Source organism: Pseudomonas sp. CHM02 (genome assembly GCF_000612585.1).
Taxonomy (GTDB): Bacteria; Pseudomonadota; Gammaproteobacteria; order Pseudomonadales; family Pseudomonadaceae; genus Aquipseudomonas.
Genome location: NZ_JFCA01000020.1, coordinates 77,323 through 102,398, shown reverse-complemented (window position 1 = coordinate 102,398; position 25,076 = coordinate 77,323). Strand labels below are relative to the sequence as shown.

At 61.5% G+C, this 25,076-nt stretch carries 26 protein-coding genes, 4 tRNA genes and 1 riboswitch; of the genes, 18 read left to right on the top strand and 12 right to left on the bottom strand.

Annotation, left to right across the window (positions count from 1 at the left end; translation table 11 throughout):
- Nucleotides 1-26: 26 nt before the first annotated feature.
- The gene (locus BM70_RS0113490) at nucleotides 27-1,124 is read left to right on the top strand and encodes an NAD(P)/FAD-dependent oxidoreductase (RefSeq protein WP_025856485.1); all 1,098 of its coding nucleotides are present in this window, start codon (nucleotides 27-29) and stop codon (nucleotides 1,122-1,124) included.
- Here BM70_RS0113490 and BM70_RS33075 read toward each other — a convergent pair.
- From BM70_RS33075 to BM70_RS0113465, 5 genes are all read right to left on the bottom strand, one after another.
- Nucleotides 1,115-1,282, bottom strand: a complete 168-nt coding sequence (locus BM70_RS33075) for a hypothetical protein (RefSeq protein ID WP_155952156.1) — start codon at nucleotides 1,280-1,282, stop codon at nucleotides 1,115-1,117. The two genes, BM70_RS0113490 and BM70_RS33075, sit on opposite strands and share 10 nt — an antisense overlap.
- Before the next feature lie 113 nt (nucleotides 1,283-1,395).
- Nucleotides 1,396-2,385 (bottom strand): zinc-dependent alcohol dehydrogenase family protein, encoded by a 990-nt coding sequence (locus BM70_RS0113480; protein WP_025856484.1) that lies wholly within the window; start codon nucleotides 2,383-2,385, stop codon nucleotides 1,396-1,398.
- Between the two features lie 171 nt (nucleotides 2,386-2,556).
- Entirely contained in the window at nucleotides 2,557-3,075 is a 519-nt protein-coding gene (locus tag BM70_RS0113475; protein ID WP_025856483.1) for a flavin reductase family protein, read from the bottom strand.
- Nucleotides 3,075-4,103 (bottom strand): methionine synthase, encoded by a 1,029-nt coding sequence (locus tag BM70_RS0113470; RefSeq protein WP_025856482.1) that lies wholly within the window; start codon nucleotides 4,101-4,103, stop codon nucleotides 3,075-3,077. Before BM70_RS0113470 ends, BM70_RS0113475 begins: the two co-directional genes overlap by 1 nt.
- Nucleotides 4,104-4,130: 27 nt before the next feature.
- A complete protein-coding gene (locus BM70_RS0113465) occupies nucleotides 4,131-5,114 on the bottom strand; it encodes a DUF1852 domain-containing protein (RefSeq protein WP_025856481.1) in 984 nt (327 codons plus the stop codon).
- A 299-nt stretch (nucleotides 5,115-5,413) separates the two neighbouring features.
- On the opposite strand from BM70_RS0113465, the gene BM70_RS0113460 reads away from it, so the two are divergent.
- The 5 genes from BM70_RS0113460 (at nucleotide 5,414) to BM70_RS0113440 (ending at nucleotide 8,481) form a co-directional block, all read left to right on the top strand.
- Nucleotides 5,414-5,647, top strand: a complete 234-nt coding sequence (locus BM70_RS0113460; protein ID WP_025856480.1) for a hypothetical protein — start codon at nucleotides 5,414-5,416, stop codon at nucleotides 5,645-5,647.
- Nucleotides 5,648-5,724: 77 nt separating this feature from the next.
- Nucleotides 5,725-6,288 (top strand): nucleotidyltransferase family protein, encoded by a 564-nt coding sequence (locus BM70_RS0113455; protein ID WP_025856479.1) that lies wholly within the window; start codon nucleotides 5,725-5,727, stop codon nucleotides 6,286-6,288.
- Nucleotides 6,289-6,596: 308 nt separating this feature from the next.
- Nucleotides 6,597-7,037, top strand: coding sequence for a TspO/MBR family protein (locus BM70_RS0113450; RefSeq protein WP_025856478.1), 441 nt, complete (start codon nucleotides 6,597-6,599; stop codon nucleotides 7,035-7,037).
- Entirely contained in the window at nucleotides 7,037-7,981 is a 945-nt protein-coding gene (locus BM70_RS0113445; protein WP_025856477.1) for an alpha/beta hydrolase fold domain-containing protein, read from the top strand. The genes BM70_RS0113450 and BM70_RS0113445 overlap by 1 nt, the downstream gene beginning before the upstream one ends.
- Nucleotides 7,982-8,016: 35 nt before the next feature.
- A complete protein-coding gene (locus tag BM70_RS0113440) occupies nucleotides 8,017-8,481 on the top strand; it encodes a GNAT family N-acetyltransferase (RefSeq protein ID WP_025856476.1) in 465 nt (154 codons plus the stop codon).
- A gap of 23 nt (nucleotides 8,482-8,504) precedes the next feature.
- On the opposite strand, the gene BM70_RS0113435 is transcribed toward BM70_RS0113440, so the two are convergent.
- From BM70_RS0113435 to BM70_RS0113420, 4 genes are all read right to left on the bottom strand, one after another.
- Nucleotides 8,505-9,269, bottom strand: a complete 765-nt coding sequence (locus BM70_RS0113435) for an ABC transporter ATP-binding protein (RefSeq protein ID WP_025856475.1) — start codon at nucleotides 9,267-9,269, stop codon at nucleotides 8,505-8,507.
- Complete coding sequence (locus BM70_RS0113430) at nucleotides 9,266-10,270, bottom strand: iron ABC transporter permease (protein WP_025856474.1); 1,005 nt, start codon at nucleotides 10,268-10,270, stop codon at nucleotides 9,266-9,268. The genes BM70_RS0113435 and BM70_RS0113430 overlap by 4 nt, the downstream gene beginning before the upstream one ends.
- Nucleotides 10,267-11,277 (bottom strand): ABC transporter substrate-binding protein, encoded by a 1,011-nt coding sequence (locus BM70_RS0113425; RefSeq protein ID WP_025856473.1) that lies wholly within the window; start codon nucleotides 11,275-11,277, stop codon nucleotides 10,267-10,269. The genes BM70_RS0113430 and BM70_RS0113425 overlap by 4 nt, the downstream gene beginning before the upstream one ends.
- 115 nt (nucleotides 11,278-11,392) lie before the next feature.
- Nucleotides 11,393-11,588: riboswitch (cobalamin riboswitch) on the bottom strand.
- A gap of 36 nt (nucleotides 11,589-11,624) precedes the next feature.
- Nucleotides 11,625-12,551: a DNA/RNA non-specific endonuclease gene (locus tag BM70_RS0113420; RefSeq protein WP_025856472.1), complete on the bottom strand. Its 927-nt coding sequence runs from the start codon at nucleotides 12,549-12,551 to the stop codon at nucleotides 11,625-11,627.
- Between the two features lie 128 nt (nucleotides 12,552-12,679).
- Here BM70_RS0113420 and BM70_RS0113415 point away from each other — a divergent pair, with 128 nt between their 5' ends.
- Both BM70_RS0113415 and BM70_RS0113410 read left to right on the top strand, forming a co-directional pair.
- Nucleotides 12,680-13,744, top strand: coding sequence for a M4 family metallopeptidase (locus tag BM70_RS0113415; RefSeq protein WP_025856471.1), 1,065 nt, complete (start codon nucleotides 12,680-12,682; stop codon nucleotides 13,742-13,744).
- A gap of 14 nt (nucleotides 13,745-13,758) precedes the next feature.
- On the top strand, nucleotides 13,759-14,064 hold the full coding sequence (locus BM70_RS0113410) for a protealysin inhibitor emfourin (RefSeq protein WP_025856470.1): 306 nt from the start codon (nucleotides 13,759-13,761) through the stop codon (nucleotides 14,062-14,064).
- A 29-nt stretch (nucleotides 14,065-14,093) separates the two neighbouring features.
- Here BM70_RS0113410 and BM70_RS0113405 read toward each other — a convergent pair whose 3' ends face one another.
- Nucleotides 14,094-15,476, bottom strand: coding sequence for an aldehyde dehydrogenase family protein (locus tag BM70_RS0113405; RefSeq protein WP_025856469.1), 1,383 nt, complete (start codon nucleotides 15,474-15,476; stop codon nucleotides 14,094-14,096).
- Nucleotides 15,477-15,579: 103 nt separating this feature from the next.
- On the opposite strand from BM70_RS0113405, the gene BM70_RS0113400 reads away from it, so the two are divergent.
- On the top strand, nucleotides 15,580-16,452 hold the full coding sequence (locus BM70_RS0113400; RefSeq protein ID WP_025856468.1) for a LysR family transcriptional regulator: 873 nt from the start codon (nucleotides 15,580-15,582) through the stop codon (nucleotides 16,450-16,452).
- Between the two features lie 105 nt (nucleotides 16,453-16,557).
- Here the strand turns inward: BM70_RS0113400 and BM70_RS0113395 are convergent, their stop codons facing one another.
- Both BM70_RS0113395 and BM70_RS0113385 read right to left on the bottom strand, forming a co-directional pair.
- Nucleotides 16,558-16,767 (bottom strand): hypothetical protein, encoded by a 210-nt coding sequence (locus tag BM70_RS0113395; protein WP_025856467.1) that lies wholly within the window; start codon nucleotides 16,765-16,767, stop codon nucleotides 16,558-16,560.
- Between the two features lie 334 nt (nucleotides 16,768-17,101).
- Entirely contained in the window at nucleotides 17,102-18,298 is a 1,197-nt protein-coding gene (locus tag BM70_RS0113385) for an amino acid aminotransferase (protein ID WP_025856466.1), read from the bottom strand.
- 347 nt (nucleotides 18,299-18,645) lie between these two features.
- On the opposite strand from BM70_RS0113385, the gene uvrB reads away from it, so the two are divergent.
- From uvrB to BM70_RS0113340, 9 genes are all read left to right on the top strand, one after another.
- Nucleotides 18,646-20,661, top strand: a complete 2,016-nt coding sequence (uvrB, locus tag BM70_RS0113380) for an excinuclease ABC subunit UvrB (RefSeq protein WP_010209048.1) — start codon at nucleotides 18,646-18,648, stop codon at nucleotides 20,659-20,661.
- Nucleotides 20,662-20,857: 196 nt separating this feature from the next.
- Nucleotides 20,858-22,339 (top strand): glutamate--tRNA ligase, encoded by a 1,482-nt coding sequence (gene gltX / locus BM70_RS0113375; RefSeq protein ID WP_025856465.1) that lies wholly within the window; start codon nucleotides 20,858-20,860, stop codon nucleotides 22,337-22,339.
- Nucleotides 22,340-22,486: 147 nt separating this feature from the next.
- A tRNA-Ala gene (locus BM70_RS0113370) sits at nucleotides 22,487-22,562 on the top strand.
- A 78-nt stretch (nucleotides 22,563-22,640) separates the two neighbouring features.
- A tRNA-Glu gene (locus BM70_RS0113365) sits at nucleotides 22,641-22,716 on the top strand.
- Nucleotides 22,717-22,766: 50 nt separating this feature from the next.
- Nucleotides 22,767-22,842 (top strand) — tRNA-Ala (locus BM70_RS0113360).
- Between the two features lie 79 nt (nucleotides 22,843-22,921).
- Nucleotides 22,922-22,997, top strand: a tRNA-Glu gene (locus BM70_RS0113355).
- A gap of 182 nt (nucleotides 22,998-23,179) precedes the next feature.
- Nucleotides 23,180-23,719: a TetR/AcrR family transcriptional regulator gene (locus BM70_RS0113350; protein WP_025856464.1), complete on the top strand. Its 540-nt coding sequence runs from the start codon at nucleotides 23,180-23,182 to the stop codon at nucleotides 23,717-23,719.
- Between the two features lie 15 nt (nucleotides 23,720-23,734).
- A complete protein-coding gene (locus BM70_RS0113345) occupies nucleotides 23,735-24,568 on the top strand; it encodes an alpha/beta hydrolase (protein WP_025856463.1) in 834 nt (277 codons plus the stop codon).
- A 40-nt stretch (nucleotides 24,569-24,608) separates the two neighbouring features.
- Nucleotides 24,609-25,043: a thioesterase family protein gene (locus BM70_RS0113340; protein ID WP_025856462.1), complete on the top strand. Its 435-nt coding sequence runs from the start codon at nucleotides 24,609-24,611 to the stop codon at nucleotides 25,041-25,043.
- Nucleotides 25,044-25,076: the final 33 nt, after the last annotated feature.

Sequence of the window (25,076 nt, the reverse complement as noted above, 5' to 3'; positions counted from 1 at the left end):
CAACCCTTTCGACAAGCGAGGTGCGGGTGAGCGTCGATATCGAGTGTGTGGTGGTCGGGGCCGGCGTGGTCGGCCTGGCAGTGGCGCGTGCCCTGGCCCAGGCCGGTCATGAGGTGCTGGTGGTGGAGGCGGGCGCGGGGATTGGCGTCGGGGTCAGCTCGCGCAACTCCGAGGTGATTCACGCCGGCCTCTACTACCCGGATGGGAGCCTCAAGGCGCAGCTGTGCGTCGAGGGCAAGCAACGGCTGTATGCCTATTGCGACAGTCACGGCGTGGAATACCAGCGCCTCGGCAAACTGATCGTCGCCACCGATGCGACCCAGGTCGAAGGCTTGCAGCGTTTGCTGGAGCAGGGCCGGCGCAACGGCGTGGATGACCTGCAATGGCTCGATGCCGCCCAGGCGCGAGCGCTGGAGCCGGCGTTGTCGTGCGTCGCCGCGCTGTGGTCGCCGTCCACCGGCATCATTGACTCCCACGGCTTGATGCTGGCCCTGCTGGGTGACGCCGAGGCAGCGGGGGCGACGCTGGTACTGCGCACGCCGCTGCTCGCGGCGCGGGTGATCGAGGCCGGCTTCAGTCTGGACATGGGCGGCGCCGAGCCGATGAGCCTGACCTGCCGGCGCCTGATCAACTGCGCCGGGTTGTCGGCGGTCGACGTTGCCCAGCGCATCGTCGGCCTCGACCCAGCCCATGTGCCCAACGCCTATCTATGCAAAGGCAGCTATTTCAGCCTGAGCGCCCGCGCACCCTTTCGGCACCTGGTGTACCCCGCGCCAGAGCGCGCCGGCCTGGGCGTGCACATGACCCTCGACCTCGGCGGCCAGGCGCGCTTCGGCCCGGACGTGGAATGGGTAGACCGCATCGACTACCCAGTCGACCCGCGGCGCGGCGACAGTTTCTACGCCGCCGTGCGGCGCTACTGGCCCGACCTGCCCGACGCCAGCCTGCAACCGGCCTACAGCGGCATCCGTCCGAAAATCAGCGGCCCACAGGACCCGGCGGCGGACTTTGTCATCAGTACACCCGCCGAGCACGGTGTACCGGGGCTGGTGAACCTGTTCGGTATCGAATCACCGGGGCTGACCAGTTGCCTGGCCCTGGCGGAGCGGGTTGTTCAGGGCTGACGAGCCAGGCGCACACGCCAATCGCCGCCGTGCTGCGAGTAGCACGCCTCTTCCGAGTCGAAGCGCACGCAGCGGTCCACCTGCACGGCGGGGACGTCAGCGTCGTGCAGGGCAGCGGCCATCAAGCATGGACGCGATGTCTCACTGATGACGCTCATGCACATTTAGATAACCGCCCCGGGCTACTAAACCCGATCACCGAGAAATTCAGCGACCGGGCAACCCCGGGTTCGGCCACCCCAGCGCACGAGCCGGCGGATTCTGAATACCGTCACACTGTCACCACAATCTTCCCCACCTGCTGGTTAGCCTCTAGAAAACGATGCGCTTCCTGCACCTGCTCCAACGTAAACGTCTTGGCAATAACCGGCGACAACGCACCCGAAGCCAGCCCCTCCAGAATGAACGACTTGGCCCGCGCCAACGCCGCCGGGTCGGCAACGATTTCGGCGTAGAGGTAGCCCTTGAGCGTCAGGCATTTGCCCAGCACGGTGAACAACGGAAACGGCGTTGGCGCCGGGCTCAATGCACCGTACTCGAGCAGAATCCCGCCCTTGGCCATGCTCTGGGTGAGGGTTTCAAAGCCTGGCCCGCCAATCGGGTCGAAGACCACGCGGGCGCCGTTGCCTTCAGTTAACTGCATCACGCGTTCGACCAGGTCTTCTTCATCGCTGACGATGACATGGGCGGCGCCGGCGTCGAGCAGGGCCTGTTTTTTCGCGTGGGTGCGGGTGACTGCAATGGCGATGGCGCCGACGCTGCGGGCGATCTGGAAGGCGGCGAGGCCGACGCTGCTGGAGGCGGCGGTGACCAGTACCACGTCGCCCTGAGTCAGTTTGGCCTGGTCCACCAGCGCGCCCCAGGCGGTGACGTATTGCATCCAGGACGCGGCGGCTTGGACGAAGCTGAGGTTCTGCGGGTGCTTGACGGTGAGGTAGGCGGGCACGTTGGCGACTTCGCCGTAGGTGCCCCATCGGGCGATGTCGAGCGGCGGGATCACACTGACGGCATCGCCCACCTGAAGGTCGCTGACGTCTGTGCCGACAGCCACCACTACGCCGGCGGCTTCGTAGCCCAGGCGGCTGGGGAACTCGGCTTCTTGCAGGTAGGCATGGTTGCGGAACATCACTTCGGCGCGGTTGAGGCCGAAGGCTTTGACGTCTATTTGCACTTCATCGGCGGCGGGGGCGGGTACGTCGATGTCTTCGAGTTTCAAGACGCTGGCGTCGCCGTAGGCGTGGATTCGGACAATGCGTGGCATGGCGGATGACCTCGGGTTGATCGCAGAGGCGTTCCATACTAAGCGCTATGCAGTACTTTTAGGGCAATGTTGTAGGCATTGATCGATGGGGCGTGTGGCCTGTTCCAGGGGTAAATAGGCCTGTCCCCTTTACGGGCGGCCGCCCCTGGCGAGGGCGGCGCGGGTACAGGCTCATACCGCGTCAGGCGCGGCGAGGTTGCAATACTGCCCTTTGAAATACAGCAAGGGTTGGGTCGCCGTCGCTTCTTGCAGGTTCAGCGCTTTCACTTCCCCAATCACGATCAGGTGATCCCCCGCAGCGTGTTCCGCGTGAATCTCGCAATCCAGCCAATGCAGGCTGCCGGCGATGATCGGGTTGCCCAGCGGCGATGCCTGCCAGTCGACGTCGTGCCACTTGTCGGTGCCACGCCGCGCGAACTGGTTGGAGATCTTGACCTGCTCGCCCGAGAGGATGTTGACGGCGAATCGACCGGCCTGGCGGATCTTGGGGTAGCTGGCGGAATCGGCCATGACGCTGAACGACACCAACGGTGGGCTCATCGACACGCTGTAGAACGACTGGCAGGTGAAGCCAATCGGCTCGCCATCAATGTGCGATGTAATTACCGTGATGCCAGAGGCGTAGTGCCCGAGCGCTTCGCGAAAGCTCAAGGGCTCGATGGCCGTACCAGGACGTGACGGGGTGGGCATCAGTTCGACAGTTCTCGGCGGATGATTTCAGCGCCTGCACTCAACGCGTTCAGCTTGCCTCTCGCAACATGGCGGGGCAGGGGAGCCATGCCACAGTTCGTGCAGGGATAGAGCTTGTCGGCATCCACGAACCGCAGGGCTTTACGCAGGGTATTGGCGACTTCCTCGGGGGTCTCGATAGCATGGTTGGCCACGTCGATGGCACCCACCATCACTTTTTTACCGCGAATGAGTTCGATGAGCTCCATGGGCACATGGGAGTTGTGGCATTCCAGCGAGACGATGTCGATGCTGGATTTTTGCAGCTTGGGGAACGCCTCTTCGTATTGGCGCCACTCTGATCCCAGCGTCTTTTTCCAATCGGTATTGGCCTTGATGCCGTAGCCGTAGCAGATGTGCACGGCCGTTTCACACTTGAGGCCTTCGATTGCCCGTTCCAGGGTGGCAACGCCCCAGTCATTCACCTCATCAAAGAACACGTTAAAGGCCGGCTCGTCGAATTGGATAATATCGACGCCCGCCGCTTCCAGCTCCCTGGCTTCTTCATTGAGGATCTTGGCGAATTCCCAGGCCAGTTTTTCGCGACTTTTGTAGTGGTTGTCATACAGCGTATCGATCATGGTCATCGGACCTGGCAGCGCCCACTTTATGGGGTGCGTGGTTTGCTGACGCAGGAACTTGGCATCTTCGACAAATACCGGCTTTTGGCGAGCGACTGCACCCACCACCGTCGGCACGCTCGCATCATAGCGATCACGGATCCTGACGGTTTCGCGCTTCTCGAAATCAACGCCGCTGAGGTGCTCGATAAAGGTGGTGACGAAGTGTTGGCGCGTTTGTTCACCATCACTGACGATATCGATGCCAGCGTGTTGTTGTTCTTGCAGTGACAAACGCAGGGCATCCTGTTTGCCCTCAATCAACTCGTTTTCTTGCAGTTTCCAAGGTGACCAGAGTGTCTCGGGTTGTGCCAGCCAGGACGGTTTAGGCAAGCTGCCGGCGGTTGAAGTAGGCAATAGCTTTTTCATTAAGGGTGACCTTGTCTTTTAAATGAATCAACGCGCGTGGTTGGCAGACCATTGCTCCAGCACCGACTGGTAGGGTTTGATGAAGTTTTCTTCAACAAACTTGCCCTGTTCAATGGCCAGTCGGCTGCGCTCTTCGCGGTCATAAACAATCCGCGTCAGTGAATAGTCCTGGTGTTGCAGGCTGGGTTGATAGGATTTTCCCGCTGCAGAATTCGCGTTGTAGATCTCCGGGCGGTAAATCTTTTGGAAGGTGTCCATGGTGCTGATGGTGCTGATCAGCTCAAGCGTGGTGTAGTCGCTGAGCAAATCGCCGGAAAAATAAAAAGCCAGGGGCGCAACGCTATTGGCAGGCATGAAATAGCGGACCTTCAGCCCCATCTTGTTGAAGTATTCATCCGTCAGGGAATATTCATCTTGCTGGTATTCAACGCCCAGTACAGGGTGCAGTTTTTCAGTGCGATGGTAGGTCTTGGCACTCGACACACTCAGGCAGATGACAGGCGGCTTATTGAAGTGCTCTTTGTAAGTGCTCGAATTGACGAAGCTCTTGAATAATTTACCGTGCAACTCGCCAAAGTCAGCGGGCGTGCTGAAGTGGGGTTGGTCCTTGTTGTGCTCCAGCAAGCGCACGCTGAAGTCGTAGTCGCGTACGTAAGAGGAAAAGTTATTGCCGACAATGCCTTCCACGCGTTCATTGGTTTTTCGATCGACAATGTTGGTTTTCAATATTTCAATCAAAGGAATGGCGTGGCCACTGCGATGAGCAGAAATGTCCATTTCGACGGAAATGATTTCAAGTTCGACCGTATAACGATCACCCTTGGGGTTGTCCCAATGGGCCAAGGCATTGAAGCGGTTGTCAATCATCCTTAATGTGTTGCGCAAGTTTTCTTGACGGCTCGCTCCCCTTGCCAAGTTAGCAAAGTTGGTCGTGATGCGCGTATTTTCGGCGGGGTGGTAGTGCTCGTCGAAACGAATGCTCTTGACCGTAAATGCAAACTCTTTGTTCATTGTGATCCCACACCCTGATTGCCGCGATAGAGCCTGAACGTATTGAGTATTCAGGTGCTTGTTCAGCGGTCGATAACCTGTCTTAAGTGGGGTGCATTTTAGGCAGGGCTTTAACATGAGCGGAACTGAATTGAATTCACTGAAACGTTAGCCCTTCTCATGATGGGGCGTACGCCCGTTGCAGGCGTCGCTGCCGGTGCCAACGCCAAAACCAGCCCGTTTCTTTGCAAACCGGTCTACCATGCCTGCCCGGCAGTGGTTTCACGCGCTACCGATTTCTCTCTTGCAAGGTATCGCCCATGTCCATTGACCAGATCAGCCTTCCTAAAGGCGTAGGCCCTCACGCCACCAAACTCCTCGACGCCATCACCGGCGCGTCCACTCACGAAGAACTCAATCGCGCCGGCGGCAAGGCCGAAGGTTTTGTGCTGGGCCTTGAGGCCACCAAGGCGATCAAAAGCCAGATCGCCGAGTCGCTCTATGTGGTTTACGATGATGCGGCAACTCATCGTGCGGGTGAGTTGAAGGGCTGATTTCACCGTTCAATAGGTGCTATCTATCCTGGGGTCAACTGAAGGCAGCCGCCTGGTTTTGTCGCAAAGGAGTGCACATGACATTAACTGCAGAAACCCTGCTCGACCTGGCCATGGCCAACCCCATCAACGCCGAGATCACTGCGCGTCTGCCTGACCTCGGGGTGGAGCAGTGCTTCCTTACGGCGGGCTGCCTGTTCCAGGCGGTGTGGAATCATCAGTCGAACCTGCCTGCTGAACAGGGCATAAAGGACTACGACGTTTTCTACTTCGATACAGACCTGTCCTACGAGGCTGAGGACGCGGTGATTCGCTCCGCCGAGGTGCTGTTCCGGGACCTGGGCGTAAACGTTGAAGTGAAGAACCAGGCGCGGGTTCACCTTTGGTACGGTCAGCGGTTTGGGCGGCCTTATTCGCAGTTGCACACGGCCAAGCAAGGAATTGACCGTTACCTGGTGGCGGGCACGTGCATTGGTTTGGAGATCGCGACGGGCGAGGTGTATGCGCCCTATGGTCTGGAGGATGTGGAGCAGGGGGTGTTGCGCATCAACCCACTGCATCCGGAGCGGGAGCTGTTTGCGCGCAAGGCCAGCAGTTATCAGGCGCGGTGGCCCTGGTTGAGGATTGTGGCGCCTGACTAGCGTGAGTGTGGCGGTGATGCCTGCACGGTGTGGGTCGGTAGGGCGTGGCGATCCCTTCGCAGCCTCGCTGGGGCTCGACAGCTCCCACAGTTGATCGTGGTCACGGCTGAAACCCATGTTTAGACACGCTGGATTGCAGCAGCCCAGCAGCCCCCCTGTGGGAGCTGTCGAGCTTTAGCGAGGCTGCGAAAGCGCTAGGTCAGGCGATAAAGATGCCCCGCACTGCCAGTGCCCACCGGTAGATCGGCAGTGAACTTTTACCCGCGTACAACACGTCCAAGCTTGAAATGCACAGCCAAGGACCGCTCATGACCTTCTTTATCTTCCTGCTCGCCTGCGTCGCCGCCGCCAGTACCGGCATGCTCTTCAAGCCCGGTGCCTGGTACGAATCCCTCGTCAAGCCCAGCTTCACCCCGCCCAACTGGCTGTTCCCGGTGGCGTGGACCGTCATCTACCTGTTGCTGGCCTGGGCCGGTTATCGCCTCAGCCTTATCCCCGGCAGCCAAATGGTGCTGGCGCTGTGGGCGGCGCAGATTGCGTTGAACACGCTGTGGACACCGGTGTTTTTCGGCGCCCATCGCGTCCTTGCCGGGATGGTGATAATTGCGGCGCTGTGGGTGACCGTGGCGGCGATGGTCATACTGGCGGTGCGCCTGGACCTGATCACCGGTTTGATCCTGTTCCCGTACTTGGCGTGGCTGTGCGTGGCGGCGGCGCTGAACTTCTCGATCCTGCGGAATAACCGTTAATGGCGCATAAACCCTGGCCCGCCAGTGAGCCAGAACTGGCCGAGATGCGTCGCTTCAACCAAAAGCTCGCCTGGATGCCGCGCTTTAAAATCCGCAATCGCGTTACGCCGCGTTTGATCCAGGCGTTGTTGCGGGTCAGTCAAAAGATCAAGAAAGCGCCACTGGCGGAATGCAAAATAGTCGACTCAGTCCCCGTACGCATCTTGCGGCCGAGCGGCAAGCCCAAGGGCGTGGTGCTGGATATCCACGGCGGCGGTTGGGTGATCGGCAATGCGCAGATGGATGACGACCTCAACCTGGGCATGGTCAACGCCTGCGACGTGGCGGTGGTGTCGGTGGATTATCGGCTGGTGGTCGACACGCCGGTCGAAGGGTTGATGGACGACTGCCTGGCGGCGGCGCGTTGGTTGCTCACTGCCGATGAGTTTGCCGGCCTGCCGGTGTTCGTCGTCGGCGAATCGGCCGGCGGGCACCTGGCGGCAGCGATGTTGCTGGCGTTGAAGCAATGGCCGCAATTGCTCAAGCGCGTGAGCGGGGCGGTGTTGTATTACGGCGTCTACGACTTGACCGGTACCCCGAGCGTACGCGCTGCGGGGGCGGAAACGTTGCTGCTGGACGGGCCGGGCATGGTCGAGGCGCTGCGCATGCTGACGCCGGGGCTGAGCGATGATGAGCGCCGGCGGCCTGCGCTGTCACCGTTGTATGGCGACTTCGAGGGCCTGCCGCCGGCGTTGATGTTTGTGGGTGAACGGGACCCGTTGAAGGATGACACGCTGTTGATTGCCGAGCGGTGGCCCGGCGCTGAGGCGTATCTGTTGCCGGAGGCGGCGCACGGGTTTATTCATTTTCCGGTGGTGATGGGGAAGGAAGTGCTTGCCTGTAGCCGCGAGTGGATAAGCCAGCGAGTGAACGGGGAAGTACTCAATCTTCCAGCGTCCGAGTAATCTCTCGCCTTTCAATCGAAAGCCAAGGAAAAAACGTGCCCCTGAACGCACTGACGTTACGCCCGGCGATTGTGACCGACCTTCCGTTAATCTACCGAGGGGAACTGGCTTACATCCAGCAATGGGAACCCGCTCATGAGGCTGGGTGGCGCTCGCATCTGGAGCCCAACCTCGCTCTGTGGGTCGACAACTTCGAGCGAATGACGGTCGCGATGCTGGACGGTGAGTTCGTCGGTTATTCGTTATGGAAACCCGAGGAAGGTTTCGCCGAGCTTTACACGATTAGCGTCAGCGAAGCGTACCGGCGCCGGGGGATAGGTCGGGTATTGCTGGACGCGTATGGGGTAGCGGCGCAGGGCAGTGGCTGCACTCACCTGGGCCTGAGCGTGCGCCCCGACAACCCGGCCCGGCTGATGTATGAGCGCGCAGGGTTTGTGAGTGTGGGGGCAGATTCCAATGGCTATCTTCGTTATGAACGCGCGAATGGATTGGGAACTTGAAAACTCAACAGTAGGAGCCCTGATCAGTTCGGGCGTAGCCGCAGTATCTGCGCCCCATCAAACGGGTCCGTCAGGTAATGCGCCTGCACCCCAAAGGTCTCCTGCAACCGCGGCGGCGTCAGCACTTCCAGCGGTTTACCCAGCGCCACCAGCCGCCCGTGATCCAGCACCGCCAGGCGGTCACAGGTCAGTGCCTGGTTGAGGTCGTGCAGGGCAATCAAGGTGGTGACAGGCAAGCCCTGCACACCCTTCAAGATCCCCAGTTGATGCTGGATATCCAGGTGATTGGTCGGCTCATCCAGCAACAGGATCTGCGGCCGTTGCGCCAACGCACGGGCGATGTGCACCCGTTGGCGCTCACCGCCCGAGAGGCTGCGCCAGGCGCGCTGGCTCAGGTGGGTGGCGTCGACGTCATGCAAGGCCTGCTTCACGATGGCGTCGTCTTCGCTGGACCAGGGGCTCAGTGCCGACAGCCACGGCGTACGGCCCAGCGCCACGGCGTCGAACACGCGGATGGCGTCGTCGGTGTCGGCCTGCTGTTCCACCACCGCCAGTTGCTGGGCGATGGCACGGCGCGACAGCGTGCCCAGGCGTTGGCCGCCCAGTAACACGTCGCCGGCTGCCGGGGTGCGCAGGCCGGCGAGCAGCTTGAGCAAAGTGGACTTGCCGGAGCCGTTCGGCCCGACAATCCCCAGGGTTTCACCCCGCTGAACGTCCAGATGAATATCGCGCAGCAACTCGACCTCACGCACCTTGAAGCCCAGGCCGTGACAGCTCAGTACGCTCATCGCGCATTCCTCCGGCCGATCAGGATCAGTGCAAACACCGGCGCGCCGACCAGCGCAGTGACCACACCGACCGGAATCACCTGGCCCTTGATCAAGGTGCGTGACAGCACGTCCGCTGCAATCAAAAACAGCGCACCACCCAAGGCGCTCGCCGGCAGCAGGCGTGAATGCCCGGTTCCGAGCAGCAGACGCACGGCGTGGGGAATCACCAGCCCGACAAAGCCAATGGAGCCGACAATCGACACCATCACTGCCGTCACCAGGGCCGCGCAACCCACCAGCACGAACTGCACGCGGCGCACCGGGATACCGAGGGACGCCGCCGAGTCGCTGCCAAAGGTAAATGCATCCAGCGCCCGACGGTGCCACAGGCACACGGCCAAGCCGGCGACCGCCACCGGCACCGCCAACCCTACCGAGGGCCAGCGCACGCCGCTGAGGTTGCCCAGCAGCCAGAACATGATGCCGCGGGCCTGTTCGGAACTGGCCGACTTGGTGATCAGGAACGCGGTGAGCGCATTGAACAACTGTGAGCCGGCAATGCCCGCGAGGATGATCTGGCCGGTGCCGCTGGCCGAACCGCTGGCACGCGCCAACAGGATCACCAGCGCAAAGGCCGCCATCGCGCCGACGAATGCGCCAGCCGACAACGAAATCAACCCGCCGCCCACGCCCATCAGCGCCACCAATACCGCGCCGGTCGAAGCGCCGGCGCTGATGCCCAGCAGGTACGGATCGGCCAATGGGTTGCGCAACAGCGACTGCAGGATCACCCCGCACGTCGCCAGCCCCGCACCGCACGCGGCGGCGACCAGGGCGCGGGTGAGGCGGTAGTTCCACACCACGCCCTCATCGATGGGGTCCAGTACATAACCGGCCGCCCACAGTTTGTTGGCCAGTACCTGGAGCACGACGGACGGCGAGATCGCAGTTTCGCCGATGGCGACGCCGGCGAGTACGGCGGCCAGGAGCAGAGCCAGGGCGAGCAAGGTGCGGATCATTTCGGCAGGTCGTAGCCGTCGATGGCCGTGGCCAGTTGTTCAAGGCCGTCGAACATGCGGATGCTGGCCTGCAACGCCAGGGCGTCGAGGATGATGATGCGGTTGTTCTTCACCGCGTCCATGTTGCGGGTCACCGGGTCGCTGCGCAGAAAGGCCAGTTTCTTTTCATGGTCGTCGGCGGGGTACCGGCGGCGGTCCATGCGCGCGATCACCAGGAAGGTCGGGTTGGCCTTGGCAATGGTTTCCCAGCCGACGGCGGGCCACTCTTCATCGGACTGCACCACGTTGGACAGGCCGAGGGTTTGCAGGATGAATTCGGGAATACCCTTGTGGCCGGCCACATAAGGGTCGCTGGCCATCTCCGAACTGGAAAACCACACCAGCGCGCTGGCGTGCTTGAGGCCTTTGCCCTGCACGGTGGCGACGGACTTGGCCAGGCGTGCCTTGAGTTCGTCGTTCAACTGCTGGCCGCGATCCTGGACGTCGAAAATCTGCGCCAGCTGGCTGATGCTCTTATAGATTGTCTCGGTGCGGAACGGCTCCAGCCGCGTGCCGTCGGCGCCGACCAGGTTGTCCTTGCCTTCGCAGTCGGAGGGCAGCAGGTAGGTGGGGATCTTCAGTTCATGGAATTGCTCACGCGTGCCGACCACGCCTTGCGGCCCGACCACCCATTCCAGCTCGGCGGCCACCAGTTGCGGACGCTTGGCGATCACGGCTTCGAAGCTCGGCTCATTGTTGGCCAGGCGCTCGATGCGGTCGTTCTGTTCCTTGTACGCTGGCAACACGCTGTTGAACCACAGCGAGGTGCCCACCACTTTGTCGCCCACGCCCAGGGCATACAGCATCTCGGTGGCGGCCTGGCCGATGGTCACGCTGCGGGCAGGGGCTTGCTGGAAGGTGAGGGTGCTGCCGCAGTTTTCCACTGTCAGCGGGTAGTGGGTAGGCGCGGCGTGGGCCAGGGCACAGAAGCCAATGCCGGTGAGCAGGGCGGTAACGCGTGGCAGCATGGGGCGATCTCCGAGTGAACCGTACGTGGAACTGGGGAGGTACGGTTCGCAAATACACCCTCGAGCGCTGTGCGAGAGACAGGCAAGAATGTCCTTCCCGGACACCCCGCCGGTCAGTGATTGAGTTTGAGCCGGCAGGTCTCCTGACTGATGCGTCGTCGCCACGCTCCAGCCTTCCCGGACATGATCCAGTGGCATCGAGGAGCAGGCTCAGCACCTACAGTTGCGGGGGCAGTTCCGATTGACGCGGGGGGACCGCGCTTCGGATTCCCTATTAGTCCCGTTTGGGAACCGGCGCGGTATGGTAGTTGATTCGTGCGAGGCGAAATAGCCCAGGGCCTGATCGCTCAGAGACGAATGTCCTCGGGACCCTGGATCACGGCTTCAATCCGCGTGCCGGTAGCGCGTTCTTCGTTGCTGAAACCGTCGTAGTCGGCCAGGTTGGCGAAACGGATGCCGGTCAGGCGTTCTATCTGGATCACGCTGCGCTGGTAGGTCCTGAGTTGGCCGAACACCAGGTCGAGTTGGCCCAGCTCGCGGTTCTGATCGATCATGTAGGCGCTGGCCGAAGGCTTGCCGTCATCGCTGAGGTAGGCAACCACTTTCCAGAACGCCTTGGGGATCTGCACGCCTCGGTACACGCGGTCGTCGTCGGCGAATACCGGGCCGCTGAACACGGTGGCCCGGGCTTTCCAGCGCTGGGTGTTGTCGAGGATATAGTCTTCGAGCTCCAGCCAGGTCTTCTGGTTGAACCCGCTCATCTGCGGCGAACAGTTGGTGAAATGGAAAGTGTCGAGGTTGGCGGTTTGCGCCGCGTCGCCCCAGTTGGGGTCTTGGCGGCGGACCAGGTGGCCGCGGTCCAGGCCGTTGCTGGCATAGAGCGCTTCGCCCACCTGGGCGTCCGTGGGCAGGCGGCCGTCGTAGGCCCAGGTGTCGTTGCTGCGGATGATGTCCACGTGCTGGCCGCCGTCGACGTTGACGCCCACGTACAGCGCGAGGCGCTTCGAGCGGGACATCGTGATTGAGAAGTGCGTGTAGTCCAGACGCGTCTGTGCATCATCTGCCAAGGCCTCTTCGACCGTGGGCCAGGGCACCGCGAAGCTGCCGAGAAAGTCTTCAGCGTAGCCGCGCCGGTCCTTCAGGTCTTTGGCGGGTGTGACGCGCGGCGTTGCAGCCCGTGCCTCCAGCAGCGTGGGGCTCGGGGCGATCAAAGGGCGCAGGTCGGCGAGCCTGGGGCGGTACGAAAGGTCGATCTTCGCTTTGCGTGCGGGCATCGGTAAGTCCTCCTTGGATAAACACGACTGCAACATAGGTTAATGACAATTGATGATGCGCGTTAACCCCCTGGGTCTATCCTGAATCGATTACTCGGACGTTGTCACATGCCAAATGGAGCCAGCCAATGTGTGTTCGTCAGCAACATCGCCATCCGATTTTCTGCCTGATACCGCCCTATATGCTCGACCAGATCGCGCGCAACGGCGACAAAGCGCAACGGGAGGTCGCGCTGCGCACCCGCGCCAAGGACACAACGTTCCGCTCGCTACGGATGGTCGCCGTGCCGGCCAAAGGGCCGGCGCATATGGCCCTGGCCATGGGGGCCGACAAGCGGCGATCGATCTACAGTGCCGAGGGCACCGACAGCTTGCCGGGCACGCTGGTGCGTGGCGAAGGGCAGCCCGCCAGCGGTGATCCGGCAGTGGACGAGGCCTACGATGGCTTGGGCGCCACCTTCGATTTTTTCGATGAGGTCTTCGACCGCAACTCTATCGACGATGCCGGCATGGCATTGGACGCCACCGTGCATTTTGGCCAGAACTACAACAACGCGTTCTGGAACTCGACCCAGATGGTGTTCGGGGATGGAGACGCGCAGTTGTTCAACCGCTTCACGGTCGCCCTCGACGTGATCGGTCATGAGTTGGCCCATGGCGTCACCGAGGACGAGGCCAAGCTGATGTATTTCAACCAATCCGGGGCGTTGAACGAATCGCTGTCGGACGTGTTCGGCTCGTTGATCAAGCAATATGCCTTGAAGCAAAGCGCGGAAGACGCCGATTGGCTGATCGGCAAAGGGCTGTTCACCAAGAGGATCAAAGGCACCGCCCTGCGCTCGATGAAAGCCCCCGGCACCGCGTTTGACGACAAGCTGCTGGGCAAGGACCCTCAGCCGGGGCACATGGATGATTTTGTGCAGACCTACGAGGACAATGGCGGGGTGCATATCAATTCCGGTATTCCCAACCATGCGTTCTACCAAGTGGCAACCAAACTGGGCGGGTTTGCCTGGGAGCGCGCCGGGCGCATCTGGTACGACGCGCTGCGCGATGCGCGGCTGCGGCCCAACTCCGGCTTTTTGCGCTTTGCGCGCATTACCTATGATGTTGCCGGTCGCCTGTATGGTGCGAACAAGGATGAGCAGAAGGCGGTCAAGGAGGGGTGGAAAGCGGTCGGCATTTCTGTCTGACGTGAGGAACAACCATGCGAATTTCGCTGAAGGAAAACGGCGGGCCTGGGTTCTTTCCAGGCCTGGCCAAGTCGCAGACGGTGGAACTGGACACCTTGCCTGAGCAGGACCAGCAGGAGCTGCGGCGGCTGGTCGACAAGTGCGACTTCTTCCAGTTGCCGCAAAGCACTGCACCCGCGCCCGGTAATCCGGGCCAGGTGCATTACACCCTGACAGTGAAGGAGGACCAGCGCGAGCACACGGTCTGTGTGCTGGCGCCGGTGAAGTCGAAGGCGCTGGACGGGCTGGTGCAGTGTGTGCGCCGGCATATCCGCTGCTGAGACATTCCGGTCAAGCCGTCATTGCCAGCTTACTTGCGATCCAGCCACACCGTCTGTGCGTTGCAGAACTCCCGCACGCCGAAGTGCGACAACTCACGCCCGAAACCGCTCTTCTTGATCCCGCCAAACGCCACCCGGGGGTCGGAGACGCTGAAGGCATTGACGAAGATGCCGCCGGTTTCCAGCTGGTTGGCGATGTCGCGTGCCTTCGCCGCGTCGGTGGTGAAGATGCTGGCGGTGAGGCCGAACTCGCTGTCATTCGCCAGGGCCACGGCGTGGTCGGCGTCGCGGGCGGTGATGATCGAGGCCACGGGACCGAACAGTTCCTGTTTGAACGAGGTCATCTGGTCGGTGACGTTGGCCAGGATGGTCGGCGCGTAGTAGTTGCCGGCGCCGGGTACTTTGTTGCCGCCGAGCAGCAGGGTGGCACCTTCTTCCAGGGTGGCCTGGACCTGGCCGTGCAGCTCGTCGCGCAGGTCGAAGCGCGCCATCGGGCCGATGTAGGTGGCGGCTGAAGTCGGGTCGCCCATCACCAGGGCACGGCTGGCCTCCAGGAATTTAGCGGTGAAGGCTTCGACCACACCGGCTTCGATGATCAGGCGCTTGGCGGCGGCGCAGACCTGGCCGCTGTTCTGGAAGCGGCCGATCAGTGCGGCTTGCACGGCGGCGTCGAGGTCGGCGTCGTTGAGCACGATGAATGGGTCGGAGCCGCCCAGTTCCAGCACGCATTTTTTCAGCGCGGCGCCGGCCTGGGAGCCGATGGCGATACCGGCACGCACACTGCCGGTGAGGGTGACGGCGGCGATGCGCGGATCGGCGATGGCTTTGGACACGCCGTCGTTGGTCACGTTGACCACTTCAAACAGGCCTTCGGCGAAGCCGGCTTTCTGGAACGCCTGCCGGATCAGGTAAGCGCTGCCCATCACGTTCGGTGCATGTTTGAGCACGTACGTGTTGCCGGCCAGCATGGTCGGCACGGCGCCGCGCAGTACTTGCCACACCGGGAAGTTCCACGGCATCACGGCGAAGACCGGGCCCAGCGGGCGGTATTCGATCTGGGCGCTGCCGTTCTCCACCAGCGTCGGTTCCGGGGCGAGCATGGCCGGGCCGTGGGCGGCGTACCATTCGCTCAGTTGCGCGCATTTTTCGATTTCGGCACGCGCCTGGGCGATGGGTTTACCCATTTCCAGAGTGATCGTCTGCGCCATGTCCTCGGCTTGTTCGCGCAGGACGGAGGCCAGGGCCAGCAGCAATTCGGCGCGCTGGCTTACCGGCTGGCGGCGCCAGATGCGGAAGGCGCGGGTGGCGCGGTCGAGGGCGGCGTCCAGTTGCTGCTCGGTTTCGTAGGCGTAGCTGCCGACCGTCCCGCCGTTGGCCGGGTTGATCGAAAGGGCGTGGGTGGTTGTGTTCATGGCACCGTCCTGCTGAATGGTTAAGTTGGGTTCAGCGTACGGGGCTGTATCTTTTCTGGAAACTGAATAATATTAAGCAATGCATTCACGATTGGAGAATGAATTGGACCTGGTGCAGCTGGAAATCTTCAAGGCCGTTGCCGAGCAAGGCAGCATCAGCGCCGCCGCGCAGTTGATTCATCGGGTGCCGTCGAACCTGACCACGCGTATCAAGCAACTGGAGCAGGACCTGGGCGTGGAATTGTTCATCCGCGAGAAAAGCCGCTTGCGCCTGTCACCGGCGGGGTGGAATTTCCTCGGCTATGCGCGGCGCATCCTCGACCTGGTGCAGGAAGCCCGCGCGACAGTGGCGGGGGAGGAGCCCCAGGGCGCGTTTGCCCTCGGTTCGCTGGAAAGTACCGCGGCCGTGCGCATCCCGGCGTTGCTGGCGGCGTACAACCAGAAGCACACCAAGGTCGAGCTGGACCTGAGCACTGGCCCCTCGGGCACCATGATCGAAGGCGTGTTGTCGGGTCGGCTGACGGCGGCGTTTGTCGACGGACCGGTGCTGCATTCCACCCTGGAAGGCGTGGCGGTGTTTGAAGAGGAAATGGTGGTGATTGCGCCGCTGCATCACGCGCCGATCACCCGGGGGCAGGATGTGAATGGCGAGAACATCTACACCTTTCGCTCCAACTGTTCGTACCGGCACCACTTTGAGCGCTGGTTTTCACAGGATGGTGCGGTGCCTGGCAAGATCTTCGAGATCGAGTCCTATCACGGCATGCTCGCCTGCGTCAGCGCCGGGGCGGGGTTGGCGCTGATGCCGCGCAGCATGCTGGAGAACATGCCTGGGTTCGCGGCAGTGAGCGTGTGGCCGCTGGCGGATAACTTCCGGATCTTGAATACCTGGCTGATCTGGCGGCGGGGGACGGTGTCACAGAGCTTGAACAGTTTTGTGAAGTTGTTGGAGGAACGCGATCTGGTAGCGCAGTAATTCAAATGTGGGAGCTGGCTTGCCTGCGATGCTGGCACCTCGGTGTATCAGGCAAAATTGGTTGATGCTATCGCAGGCAAGCCAGCCCCCACATTTTGATCGTTTTCAGCCGCCGAATTGCAGGGTGCCCATGGCCAGTTTGGCCATGATTGCGGTCGCGCCCAACTGCACCAGCCACAGCGCAAGTCCACCGAGGAACACGCCGAGCGCCACTTGCAGCACCAGGCTCTTCTGGCGCTTGGGTTGTGGTGCGCGTGGGGCATAGTCATGCAGTTCGTCGCGGTCGGCGCGCAGGTCCAGGTCGTCGTTTCTCATAGGGCTCTCACAGCAAAGGGGCAGTCAGGGTTCAGTCTAGGGGCTGCGCGTTGCGCCCAGTGAATTTTTTGCAGGCGATGCGATTGTTGTGGTGAGCGAGCTTGCTCGCGCTGGGGCGCGCAGCGGCCCCTTGTTCAGGCACCGCGTTTCGTCAGGAAGTTCAAGGTGGCAGGGTTGGGGCTGCTGCGCAGCCCAGCGCGAGCACGCTCGCTCACCACAGGTTCAGTGTTCACTGTCTAGTCCTGAAACAGGGGTAAACCTGATTCAGGACGGGATACACTAATAAAAAAGGGGAAGCCCATTAATGGCTTCCCCCTCGTTATCTGCTCAAGGCTTACAGCACCTGAACAATCGCCTTTGTGACCGCACCGATGTTCGACTGGTTCAGCGCCGCCACACAGATACGCCCGGTATCCAGCGCATAGATGCCAAACTCGCTGCGCAAGCGGGTGACTTGTTCAACGGTCAGGCCGGAGTAGGAGAACATCCCGCGCTGGCGGCCGACGAAGCTGAAGTCGTGGCCCGGCGCAGCCTTGGCCAGTTCAGCCACCATCTGCTCGCGCATGCCACGGATGCGCAGGCGCATTTCAGCCAGTTCGGCTTCCCACTGGGCGCGCAGCTCAGGGTTGTTCAGCACGGCGGCGACGATGGCTGCGCCGTGGGTCGGCGGGTTGGAGTAGTTGGTGCGGATCACGCGCTTGACCTGGGACAGGATGCGCGCGCTTTCTTCCTTGGACTCGCTGACGATCGACAGTGCGCCCACGCGCTCGCCGTACAGGGAGAACGACTTGGAGAACGAACTGGACACAAAGAAGGTCAGGCCCGATTCAGCGAACAGGCGCACCGCGGCGGCATCTTCGTGGATGCCGTCGCCAAAGCCCTGGTAGGCCATGTCGAGGAACGGCACCAGGTTCTTGGCCTTGACCACGTCCAGCACGTTCTGCCAGTCGGCCGGGCTCAGGTCGACGCCGGTCGGGTTGTGGCAGCAGGCGTGCAGCACCACGATGGACTGCGGCGGCAGGGCATTGAGGTCTTCGAGCAGGCCGGCACGATTCACGTCGTGGGTGGCGGCGTCGTAGTAGCGGTAGTTCTGCACCGGGAAACCGGCGGTTTCGAACAGGGCACGGTGGTTTTCCCAGCTGGGGTCGCTGATGGCAACCACGGCGTCAGGCAGCAACTGCTTGAGGAAGTCGGCGCCGATCTTCAGCGCGCCAGTGCCACCCACCGCCTGCACGGTAACCACGCGGCTGGCTGCGAGCAGCGGCGACTCGGTACCGAACAGTAGGGTCTGCACGGCCTTGTCGTAGGCCGCGATGCCGTCGATCGGCAAGTACCCACGGGCGGCGTGTTGCGCCACGCGAATGGCTTCCGCTTCGGCAACGGCACGCAAGAGTGGAATCTTCCCCTCCTCGTTGCAGTAAACGCCCACGCCAAGGTTGACCTTGGTGGTTCGTGTGTCGGCGTTGAATGCTTCGTTGAGGCCCAGGATAGGATCGCGTGGTGCCATTTCGACAGCGGAGAACAGGCTCATTTTTGCGGCAGCTCTATGGGGGAATGGAGGGACGTGTCGCGCTCCAGCCGAATGCACTAGAGCGGTGCACAAACGGGGAGCTAGTATAGAGGCCATCACCGCCAAGGGCGACAGCCGAAATGGCTTTTCGGCCAAGTTTTTCGGTTTATTTGCCGACCGTTAGTCTTATTGCAACATTGATCCTGGACGGCAGGTAGGACGATTGCCTTGAAACCCGTCACATTCGCCACCACTTCTATGGCTATCATGGTTTTTTCCTACGGCCCGCTTTGTTGAATCTTCGCGGGTGGTGGTCTATTTCGTCCTCGACGGGTCTACAGTCTGGGGGTGACTACACGAGGTACGTTATGTCGGATTTCCAACTCGTCACCCGCTTTGAACCCGCTGGCGATCAGCCAGAAGCCATTCGCCAGATGGTCGAAGGCATTGAAGCCGGCCTGGCCCACCAGACGCTGCTCGGGGTGACCGGTTCGGGCAAGACCTTCAGCATCGCCAACGTGATCGCGCAGATCAATCGGCCCACCCTGGTGCTGGCGCCGAACAAGACCCTGGCCGCGCAGCTCTATGGCGAGTTCAAGGCGTTCTTCCCGAACAACGCGGTGGAGTACTTCGTTTCTTACTACGATTACTACCAGCCCGAAGCCTACGTGCCGTCCTCCGATACCTTTATCGAGAAGGATGCGTCGATCAACGACCATATCGAGCAGATGCGGCTGTCGGCGACCAAGGCGTTGCTGGAGCGCAAGGACGCGATCATCGTCACCACGGTGTCGTGCATCTACGGCCTGGGCAGCCCGGAAACCTACCTGAAGATGGTGCTGCACGTCGATCGCGGCGACAAACTCGACCAGCGCGAACTGCTGCGCCGGTTGACGAGCCTGCAGTACACCCGCAACGACATGGACTTCGCCCGTGCCACCTTCCGCGTGCGCGGCGATGTCATCGACATCTACCCGGCGGAATCGGACCTGGAAGCGATCCGCATCGAACTGTTCGACGATGAAGTCGAGAGTCTGTCAGCCTTCGACCCGCTGACCGGCGAGGTGATCCGCAAGTTGCCGCGCTTCACTTTCTACCCGAAGAGCCACTACGTAACGCCACGCGAAACCCTGATGGGCGCCATCGAGGGCATCAAGGTCGAGTTGGCCGAGCGCCTGGAGTACCTGCGTTCGAACAACAAGCTGGTGGAAGCCCAGCGTCTGGAACAGCGCACCCGCTTTGACCTGGAGATGATCCTGGAACTGGGCTACTGCAACGGTATCGAAAACTACTCGCGCTACCTGTCGGGCCGCGAGTCCGGCGCTCCGCCGCCGACCCTTTACGATTACCTGCCGCCCGACGCGTTGCTGGTGATCGACGAATCCCACGTCAGCGTGCCGCAGGTCGGCGCGATGTATAAGGGCGACCGCTCGCGTAAAGAGACGCTGGTGGAATATGGTTTTCGCCTGCCGTCGGCGCTGGATAACCGGCCGATGCGCTTTGACGAGTGGGAAGCCATCAGCCCGCAGACCATTTTTGTCTCTGCCACGCCGGGCAACTACGAGGCCGAGCATGCCGGTCGCGTGATCGAGCAACTGGTGCGCCCGACCGGCCTGGTGGACCCGGAAATCGAAATCCGCCCGGCGCTGACCCAGGTCGACGACTTGCTCTCGGAGATCACCAAGCGCGTCGCCCTGGAAGAGCGAGTGCTGGTCACCACGCTGACCAAGCGCATGTCCGAAGACTTGACCGACTACCTGGCTGATCACGGCGTGCGCGTGCGCTACCTGCACTCGGACATCGACACCGTGGAGCGTGTGGAAATCATCCGCGACCTGCGCCTGGGTACCTTTGATGTGCTGGTGGGGATCAACCTGCTGCGCGAAGGCCTGGACATGCCCGAAGTGTCGCTGGTGGCGATCCTCGATGCCGACAAAGAAGGCTTCCTGCGCTCCGAGCGTTCGCTGATCCAGACCATCGGTCGGGCTGCACGTAACCTCAATGGCCGGGCGATTCTCTACGCGGACCGCATCACCGGCTCCATGGAGCGCGCGATTGGCGAGACCCAGCGCCGGCGCGACAAGCAGATCGCGTTCAACCTGGAAAATGGCATCACGCCCAAGGGCGTGTTCAAGGATGTCGCCGACATCATGGAAGGCGCCACCGTGCCGGGCTCGCGCAGCAAGAAGCGCAAGGGCATGGCCAAGGCCGCCGAGGAAAGCGCCAAGTACGAGAACGAATTGCGCTCGCCGAGCGAGATCACCAAGCGGATTCGGCAACTGGAAGAGAAGATGTACCAGTTGGCGCGGGACCTGGAGTTCGAGGCGGCGGCGCAGACACGGGATGAGATTGGCAAGTTGCGTGAGCGGTTGCTGGCTGTTTGAATCCCTGCCCACACCTGGAGCCGGCTTGCCGGCGATGGCGTCCCTCAAAAGCACCGCATGGCTCAAGGGCCTCATCGCCGGCAAGCCGGCTCAGGTTGGGGCTGTCATAGCCTTGCGCTGGAGCCCAACCACCTGGGGCTGTTACCATTCGCCCCTTGTTTCAATTTTCAGTTATATCGCCCATTCGAGACCTGCCATGACCACCGTCCGCACGCGCATCGCGCCATCGCCAACTGGGGATCCCCACGTCGGCACTGCTTACATCGCCTTGTTCAACTACTGCTTTGCCAAGCAGCACGGCGGTGAATTCATCCTGCGGATCGAAGACACCGACCAACTGCGCTCCACCCGTGAGTCGGAACAGCAGATTTTCGATGCCCTGCGCTGGCTGGGCATTACCTGGGCGGAAGGCCCGGACGTCGGCGGCCCGCACGGCCCGTATCGCCAGAGCGAGCGCAGCGACATCTACAAGCAGTACACCCAGCAACTGGTCGACATGGGCCATGCGTTTCCCTGCTTCTGCACCGCAGAAGAGCTGGACCAGATGCGCGCCGAGCAACAAGCCCGCGGTGAAACCCCGCGCTACGATGGCCGCGCGCTGCTGCTGTCGAAAGAAGAGGTGGCCCGTCGTCTGGCTGCTGGCGAACCGCATGTGATCCGCATGAAAGTGCCAAGCGAAGGCGTGTGCGTGGTGCCGGACATGCTGCGCGGTGACGTCGAGATCCCGTGGGACCGCATGGACATGCAGGTGCTGATGAAGACCGACGGCCTGCCGACGTACTTCCTGGCCAACGTGGTCGACGACCACTTGATGGGCATCACCCACGTATTGCGCGGCGAAGAATGGCTGCCGTCGGCGCCGAAGTTGATCCTGCTCTACGAATACTTTGGCTGGGAACAACCGCAGCTGTGCTACATGCCGCTGCTGCGTAACCCGGACAAGAGCAAGCTGTCCAAGCGCAAGAACCCGACCTCGGTGACGTTCTACGAGCGCATGGGCTTCATGCCTGAAGCGATGCTCAACTACCTGGGCCGCATGGGCTGGTCGATGCCGGACGAGCGCGAGAAGTTCTCGCTGCAGGAAATGGTCGACAACTTCGACCTGTCCCGCGTGTCCCTGGGCGGGCCGATCTTCGACATCGAGAAGCTGTCGTGGCTCAACGGCCAGTGGCTGCGTGACCTGCCGGTCGAAGAGTTCGCCAGCCGCGTGCAGCAGTGGGCGTTGAACCCTGAGTACATGATGAAGATCGCGCCGCTGGTGCAGGGCAGGGTGGAGACGTTCAGCCAGGTCGCGCCGCTGGCCAGTTTCTTCTTTGCCGGGGGCGTTAACCCGGATCCCAAGCTGTTCGAATCCAAGAAGCTCTCGGGCGACCAGGTTCGCCAGCTGATGCAGTTGATCCTGTGGAAGCTGGAAAGCCTGCGCCAGTGGGAGAAGGATGCGATCACCGCGACGATCCAGGCGGTGGTGGAGTCTCTGGAATTGAAACTGCGCGATGCCATGCCACTGATGTTTGCCGCGATCACCGGGCAGGCCAGTTCGGTGTCGGTACTCGATGCGATGGAAATCCTCGGCCCGGACCTGACGCGTTTCCGTCTGCGCCAAGCCCTTGATTTGCTTGGTGGTGTGTCGAAGAAAGAAAACAAAGAGTGGGAAAAGCTGCTGGGCGCCATCGCCTGAGCACACGGTTGAAACGACAAAACCCCGGTTTTCCGGGGTTTCGCCGGTAAGTGATTGTTATCCCGGCAAAAAATTTTGAAAATTGTTGAAAATAAATTTGACACGTTTCCAAACCGCCATTAAGATTCGCCCCGTCCTCACCGATGAGGGGCTATAGCTCAGCTGGGAGAGCGCTTGCATGGCATGCAAGAGGTCAACGGTTCGATCCCGTTTAGCTCCACCAATTTACAGGTTCAAGGTCTGGCCACACCGTCCTTGAATTGATCAGTTCTCAGCGCTGATCAGATGTACAGAAGGTTTTGTCCCCTTCGTCTAGTGGCCTAGGACACCGCCCTTTCACGGCGGTAACAGGGGTTCGAGTCCCCTAGGGGACGCCAGCTTCAACAAGCAGCTCGAAAGGTCTGCTGCGTCGCGAGACGAAAAATCCGGGGCTATAGCTCAGCTGGGAGAGCGCTTGCATGGCATGCAAGAGGTCAACGGTTCGATCCCGTTTAGCTCCACCAATTTACAGGTTCGAGGTCTGGCCACACCGTCCTTGAATCGATCAGTTCTCAGCGCTGATCAGTTGTATAGAAGGTTTGTGTCCCCTTCGTCTAGTGGCCTAGGACACCGCCCTTTCACGGCGGTAACAGGGGTTCGAGTCCCCTAGGGGACGCCACGATTACCCGCTCTGCGGGATTTTTAAGGGTCATTCAATTATTGAATGGCCCTTTTGTTTGTCTGGCGTTTGGCCAACTCCTTGTTTGATTCCACTTTTCTCTCCTGACCAACGGTCATGCCTGTCGCTTGCGAAATATTATTATGGTAATAATATTCAACCCATGAACATCGGAGGCAATGATGAGCGATAAAAAAGCGCAAACCCGCGAACGTATTCTGCAAGCCGCCAGTGCTGCGTTGATCCAGCGTGGCCCGGCCGAGCCGAGTGTGGGGGAAGTCATGGGGGCAGCGGGGCTGACCGTTGGGGGGTTCTACGCCCACTTTGACAGCAAGGACGCGTTAATGCTGGAGGCCTTCACTCAGTTGCTGGCCAAGCGTCGCGCGTCGATCGATGACATGGACTCGCAGTTGACCGGAGAAGAACGCAGGGCCTTGGTGGCGGCGTTCTACCTGTCGCGCAAACACCGTGATTCAACCACCCAGGCCTGCCCGATTCCGGCGACCGTGGGCGAGATGAGCCGTTTGCCGGAAGCATTCCGTCAGGCGTTGAATGAGCATTGCGAGTTGATGGCGGCCCAATTGGCCGCCAGTCCCGAGGACACTGACAAGGCCCTGGCTGACATGGCGCTGATGATCGGTGGCCTGTCCCTGGCACGCGCCTTGGGGCCGGGTGAGTTGTCTGACCGAGTGCTGCGCGCCGCCAAATCGGCTGTGCGCTAGAAGAGGGCTTGCATGATGGGTACGCTGACCTGGATTCGTCGCTTCAATGGCACGCTCGGCCACCTGGCACCGCAAACGGTGGCCAACAGGATGCGTCGAGCCTTCATGACGCCACGCGACTTGCCGCCCCGCGACTGGGAGCTGCCGTTGCTGGCGCAATCGGAGCGCATCACCTTGCGCTTCGGTTTGTCTGCGCTGCGTTGGGGCCAGGGGCCTGCGGTGCTGCTGATGCACGGTTGGGAAGGCCGGCCCACACAGTTTGCCAGTCTGATCACCGCGTTGGTCGATAACGGTTACTCGGTGATTGCCCTGGATGGTCCTGCCCACGGGCGTTCACCGGGACGTGAAGCCCATGTGTTGCTGTTTGCCCGCGCCATGCTCGAGGCTGCCGCCGAGTTGCCGCCGCTGCATGCGGTGATCGGCCATTCCATGGGCGGCGCCAGTGCGATGCTGGCGGTGCAGTTGGGGTTGCGCACCGAGGCGTTGGTGAGTATCGCTGCGCCGTCGCGGTTTCTAGATGTGCTGCGTGGCTTTACCCGGATGGTCGGTTTGCCGGCGCGGGCACGTTCGGCGTTTATCCAGGAGGTCGAGTTGACCTTCGGCATGCCGCTCAAGCATTTGGACGTGGCTCACTACCAGATGAATATACCCGGCCTGATCGTGCACGCCGAAGACGATACCTTCGTTCCGGTCAAAGCGTCTCAGGCTATCCACGAAGCCTGGTTCGACAGCCGTCTGCTGCGCCTGGAGCAAGGTGGTCACCAGAAAGTGCTGGCCGATCCGCGTGTGATCGACGGTGTGCTGGCGCTGCTGGCCGGTCGTCGTCTACAGGAGCGGCAAACCGCCTGATACACTCTCCCCGCCGACATTAATCGACTGGGAGCAAGGCATGGGCTGGGATTTGGCAACGCCGTTTATCATCGATCTGCAGGTCGCCCCTGAAGACATCGACGGACTGGGGCACGCCAACAATGCGGTGTACGTGTCCTGGCTGGAGCGCTGTGCCTGGCGTCATTCCCAGCGCCTGGGCCTGGACCTTACCGAGTATCGCCGCCTGGACCGCGCCATGGCCGTGGTGCGGCACGAGATCGACTACCTGGCCGCCGGCTATGAAGGCGACGAGTTGCAACTGGCCACCTGGATCGTCGACTGGGACCAGCGCCTGAAGATGACCCGGCGCTTCCAGCTGCTGCGCCCCCGCGACGGTGTCACCTTGCTGCGTGCCCAAACCACGTTTGTCTGCATCGAACTGTCCACCGGCAAGCCCAAGCGCATGCCTGCCGAATTCCTCGACGGTTATGGCCCCGCCCTGACAGGGGGTTAACGGTTGCTGTGGGAAACCCAGTAAACTGCGCCA

What these genes read in the sequence shown, in the direction of transcription:
- BM70_RS33075 (WP_155952156.1), bottom strand. Translation starts at nt 1,282, where the DNA reads ATGAGCGTCATCAGTGAGACATCGCGTCCATGCTTGATGGCCGCTGCC.
- BM70_RS0113480 (WP_025856484.1), bottom strand. Translation starts at nt 2,385, where the DNA reads ATGCCACGCATTGTCCGAATCCACGCCTACGGCGACGCCAGCGTCTTG.
- BM70_RS0113475 (WP_025856483.1), bottom strand. Translation starts at nt 3,075, where the DNA reads ATGCCCACCCCGTCACGTCCTGGTACGGCCATCGAGCCCTTGAGCTTT.
- BM70_RS0113470 (WP_025856482.1), bottom strand. Translation starts at nt 4,103, where the DNA reads ATGAAAAAGCTATTGCCTACTTCAACCGCCGGCAGCTTGCCTAAACCG.
- BM70_RS0113465 (WP_025856481.1), bottom strand. Translation starts at nt 5,114, where the DNA reads ATGAACAAAGAGTTTGCATTTACGGTCAAGAGCATTCGTTTCGACGAG.
- BM70_RS0113460 (WP_025856480.1), top strand. Translation starts at nt 5,414, where the DNA reads ATGTCCATTGACCAGATCAGCCTTCCTAAAGGCGTAGGCCCTCACGCC.
- BM70_RS0113455 (WP_025856479.1), top strand. Translation starts at nt 5,725, where the DNA reads ATGACATTAACTGCAGAAACCCTGCTCGACCTGGCCATGGCCAACCCC.
- BM70_RS0113450 (WP_025856478.1), top strand. Translation starts at nt 6,597, where the DNA reads ATGACCTTCTTTATCTTCCTGCTCGCCTGCGTCGCCGCCGCCAGTACC.
- BM70_RS0113445 (WP_025856477.1), top strand. Translation starts at nt 7,037, where the DNA reads ATGGCGCATAAACCCTGGCCCGCCAGTGAGCCAGAACTGGCCGAGATG.
- BM70_RS0113435 (WP_025856475.1), bottom strand. Translation starts at nt 9,269, where the DNA reads ATGAGCGTACTGAGCTGTCACGGCCTGGGCTTCAAGGTGCGTGAGGTC.
- BM70_RS0113430 (WP_025856474.1), bottom strand. Translation starts at nt 10,270, where the DNA reads ATGATCCGCACCTTGCTCGCCCTGGCTCTGCTCCTGGCCGCCGTACTC.
- BM70_RS0113425 (WP_025856473.1), bottom strand. Translation starts at nt 11,277, where the DNA reads ATGCTGCCACGCGTTACCGCCCTGCTCACCGGCATTGGCTTCTGTGCC.
- BM70_RS0113420 (WP_025856472.1), bottom strand. Translation starts at nt 12,551, where the DNA reads ATGCCCGCACGCAAAGCGAAGATCGACCTTTCGTACCGCCCCAGGCTC.
- BM70_RS0113415 (WP_025856471.1), top strand. Translation starts at nt 12,680, where the DNA reads ATGTGTGTTCGTCAGCAACATCGCCATCCGATTTTCTGCCTGATACCG.
- BM70_RS0113410 (WP_025856470.1), top strand. Translation starts at nt 13,759, where the DNA reads ATGCGAATTTCGCTGAAGGAAAACGGCGGGCCTGGGTTCTTTCCAGGC.
- BM70_RS0113405 (WP_025856469.1), bottom strand. Translation starts at nt 15,476, where the DNA reads ATGAACACAACCACCCACGCCCTTTCGATCAACCCGGCCAACGGCGGG.
- BM70_RS0113395 (WP_025856467.1), bottom strand. Translation starts at nt 16,767, where the DNA reads ATGAGAAACGACGACCTGGACCTGCGCGCCGACCGCGACGAACTGCAT.
- BM70_RS0113385 (WP_025856466.1), bottom strand. Translation starts at nt 18,298, where the DNA reads ATGAGCCTGTTCTCCGCTGTCGAAATGGCACCACGCGATCCTATCCTG.
- uvrB (WP_010209048.1), top strand. Translation starts at nt 18,646, where the DNA reads ATGTCGGATTTCCAACTCGTCACCCGCTTTGAACCCGCTGGCGATCAG.
- gltX (WP_025856465.1), top strand. Translation starts at nt 20,858, where the DNA reads ATGACCACCGTCCGCACGCGCATCGCGCCATCGCCAACTGGGGATCCC.
- BM70_RS0113350 (WP_025856464.1), top strand. Translation starts at nt 23,180, where the DNA reads ATGAGCGATAAAAAAGCGCAAACCCGCGAACGTATTCTGCAAGCCGCC.
- BM70_RS0113345 (WP_025856463.1), top strand. Translation starts at nt 23,735, where the DNA reads ATGGGTACGCTGACCTGGATTCGTCGCTTCAATGGCACGCTCGGCCAC.
- BM70_RS0113340 (WP_025856462.1), top strand. Translation starts at nt 24,609, where the DNA reads ATGGGCTGGGATTTGGCAACGCCGTTTATCATCGATCTGCAGGTCGCC.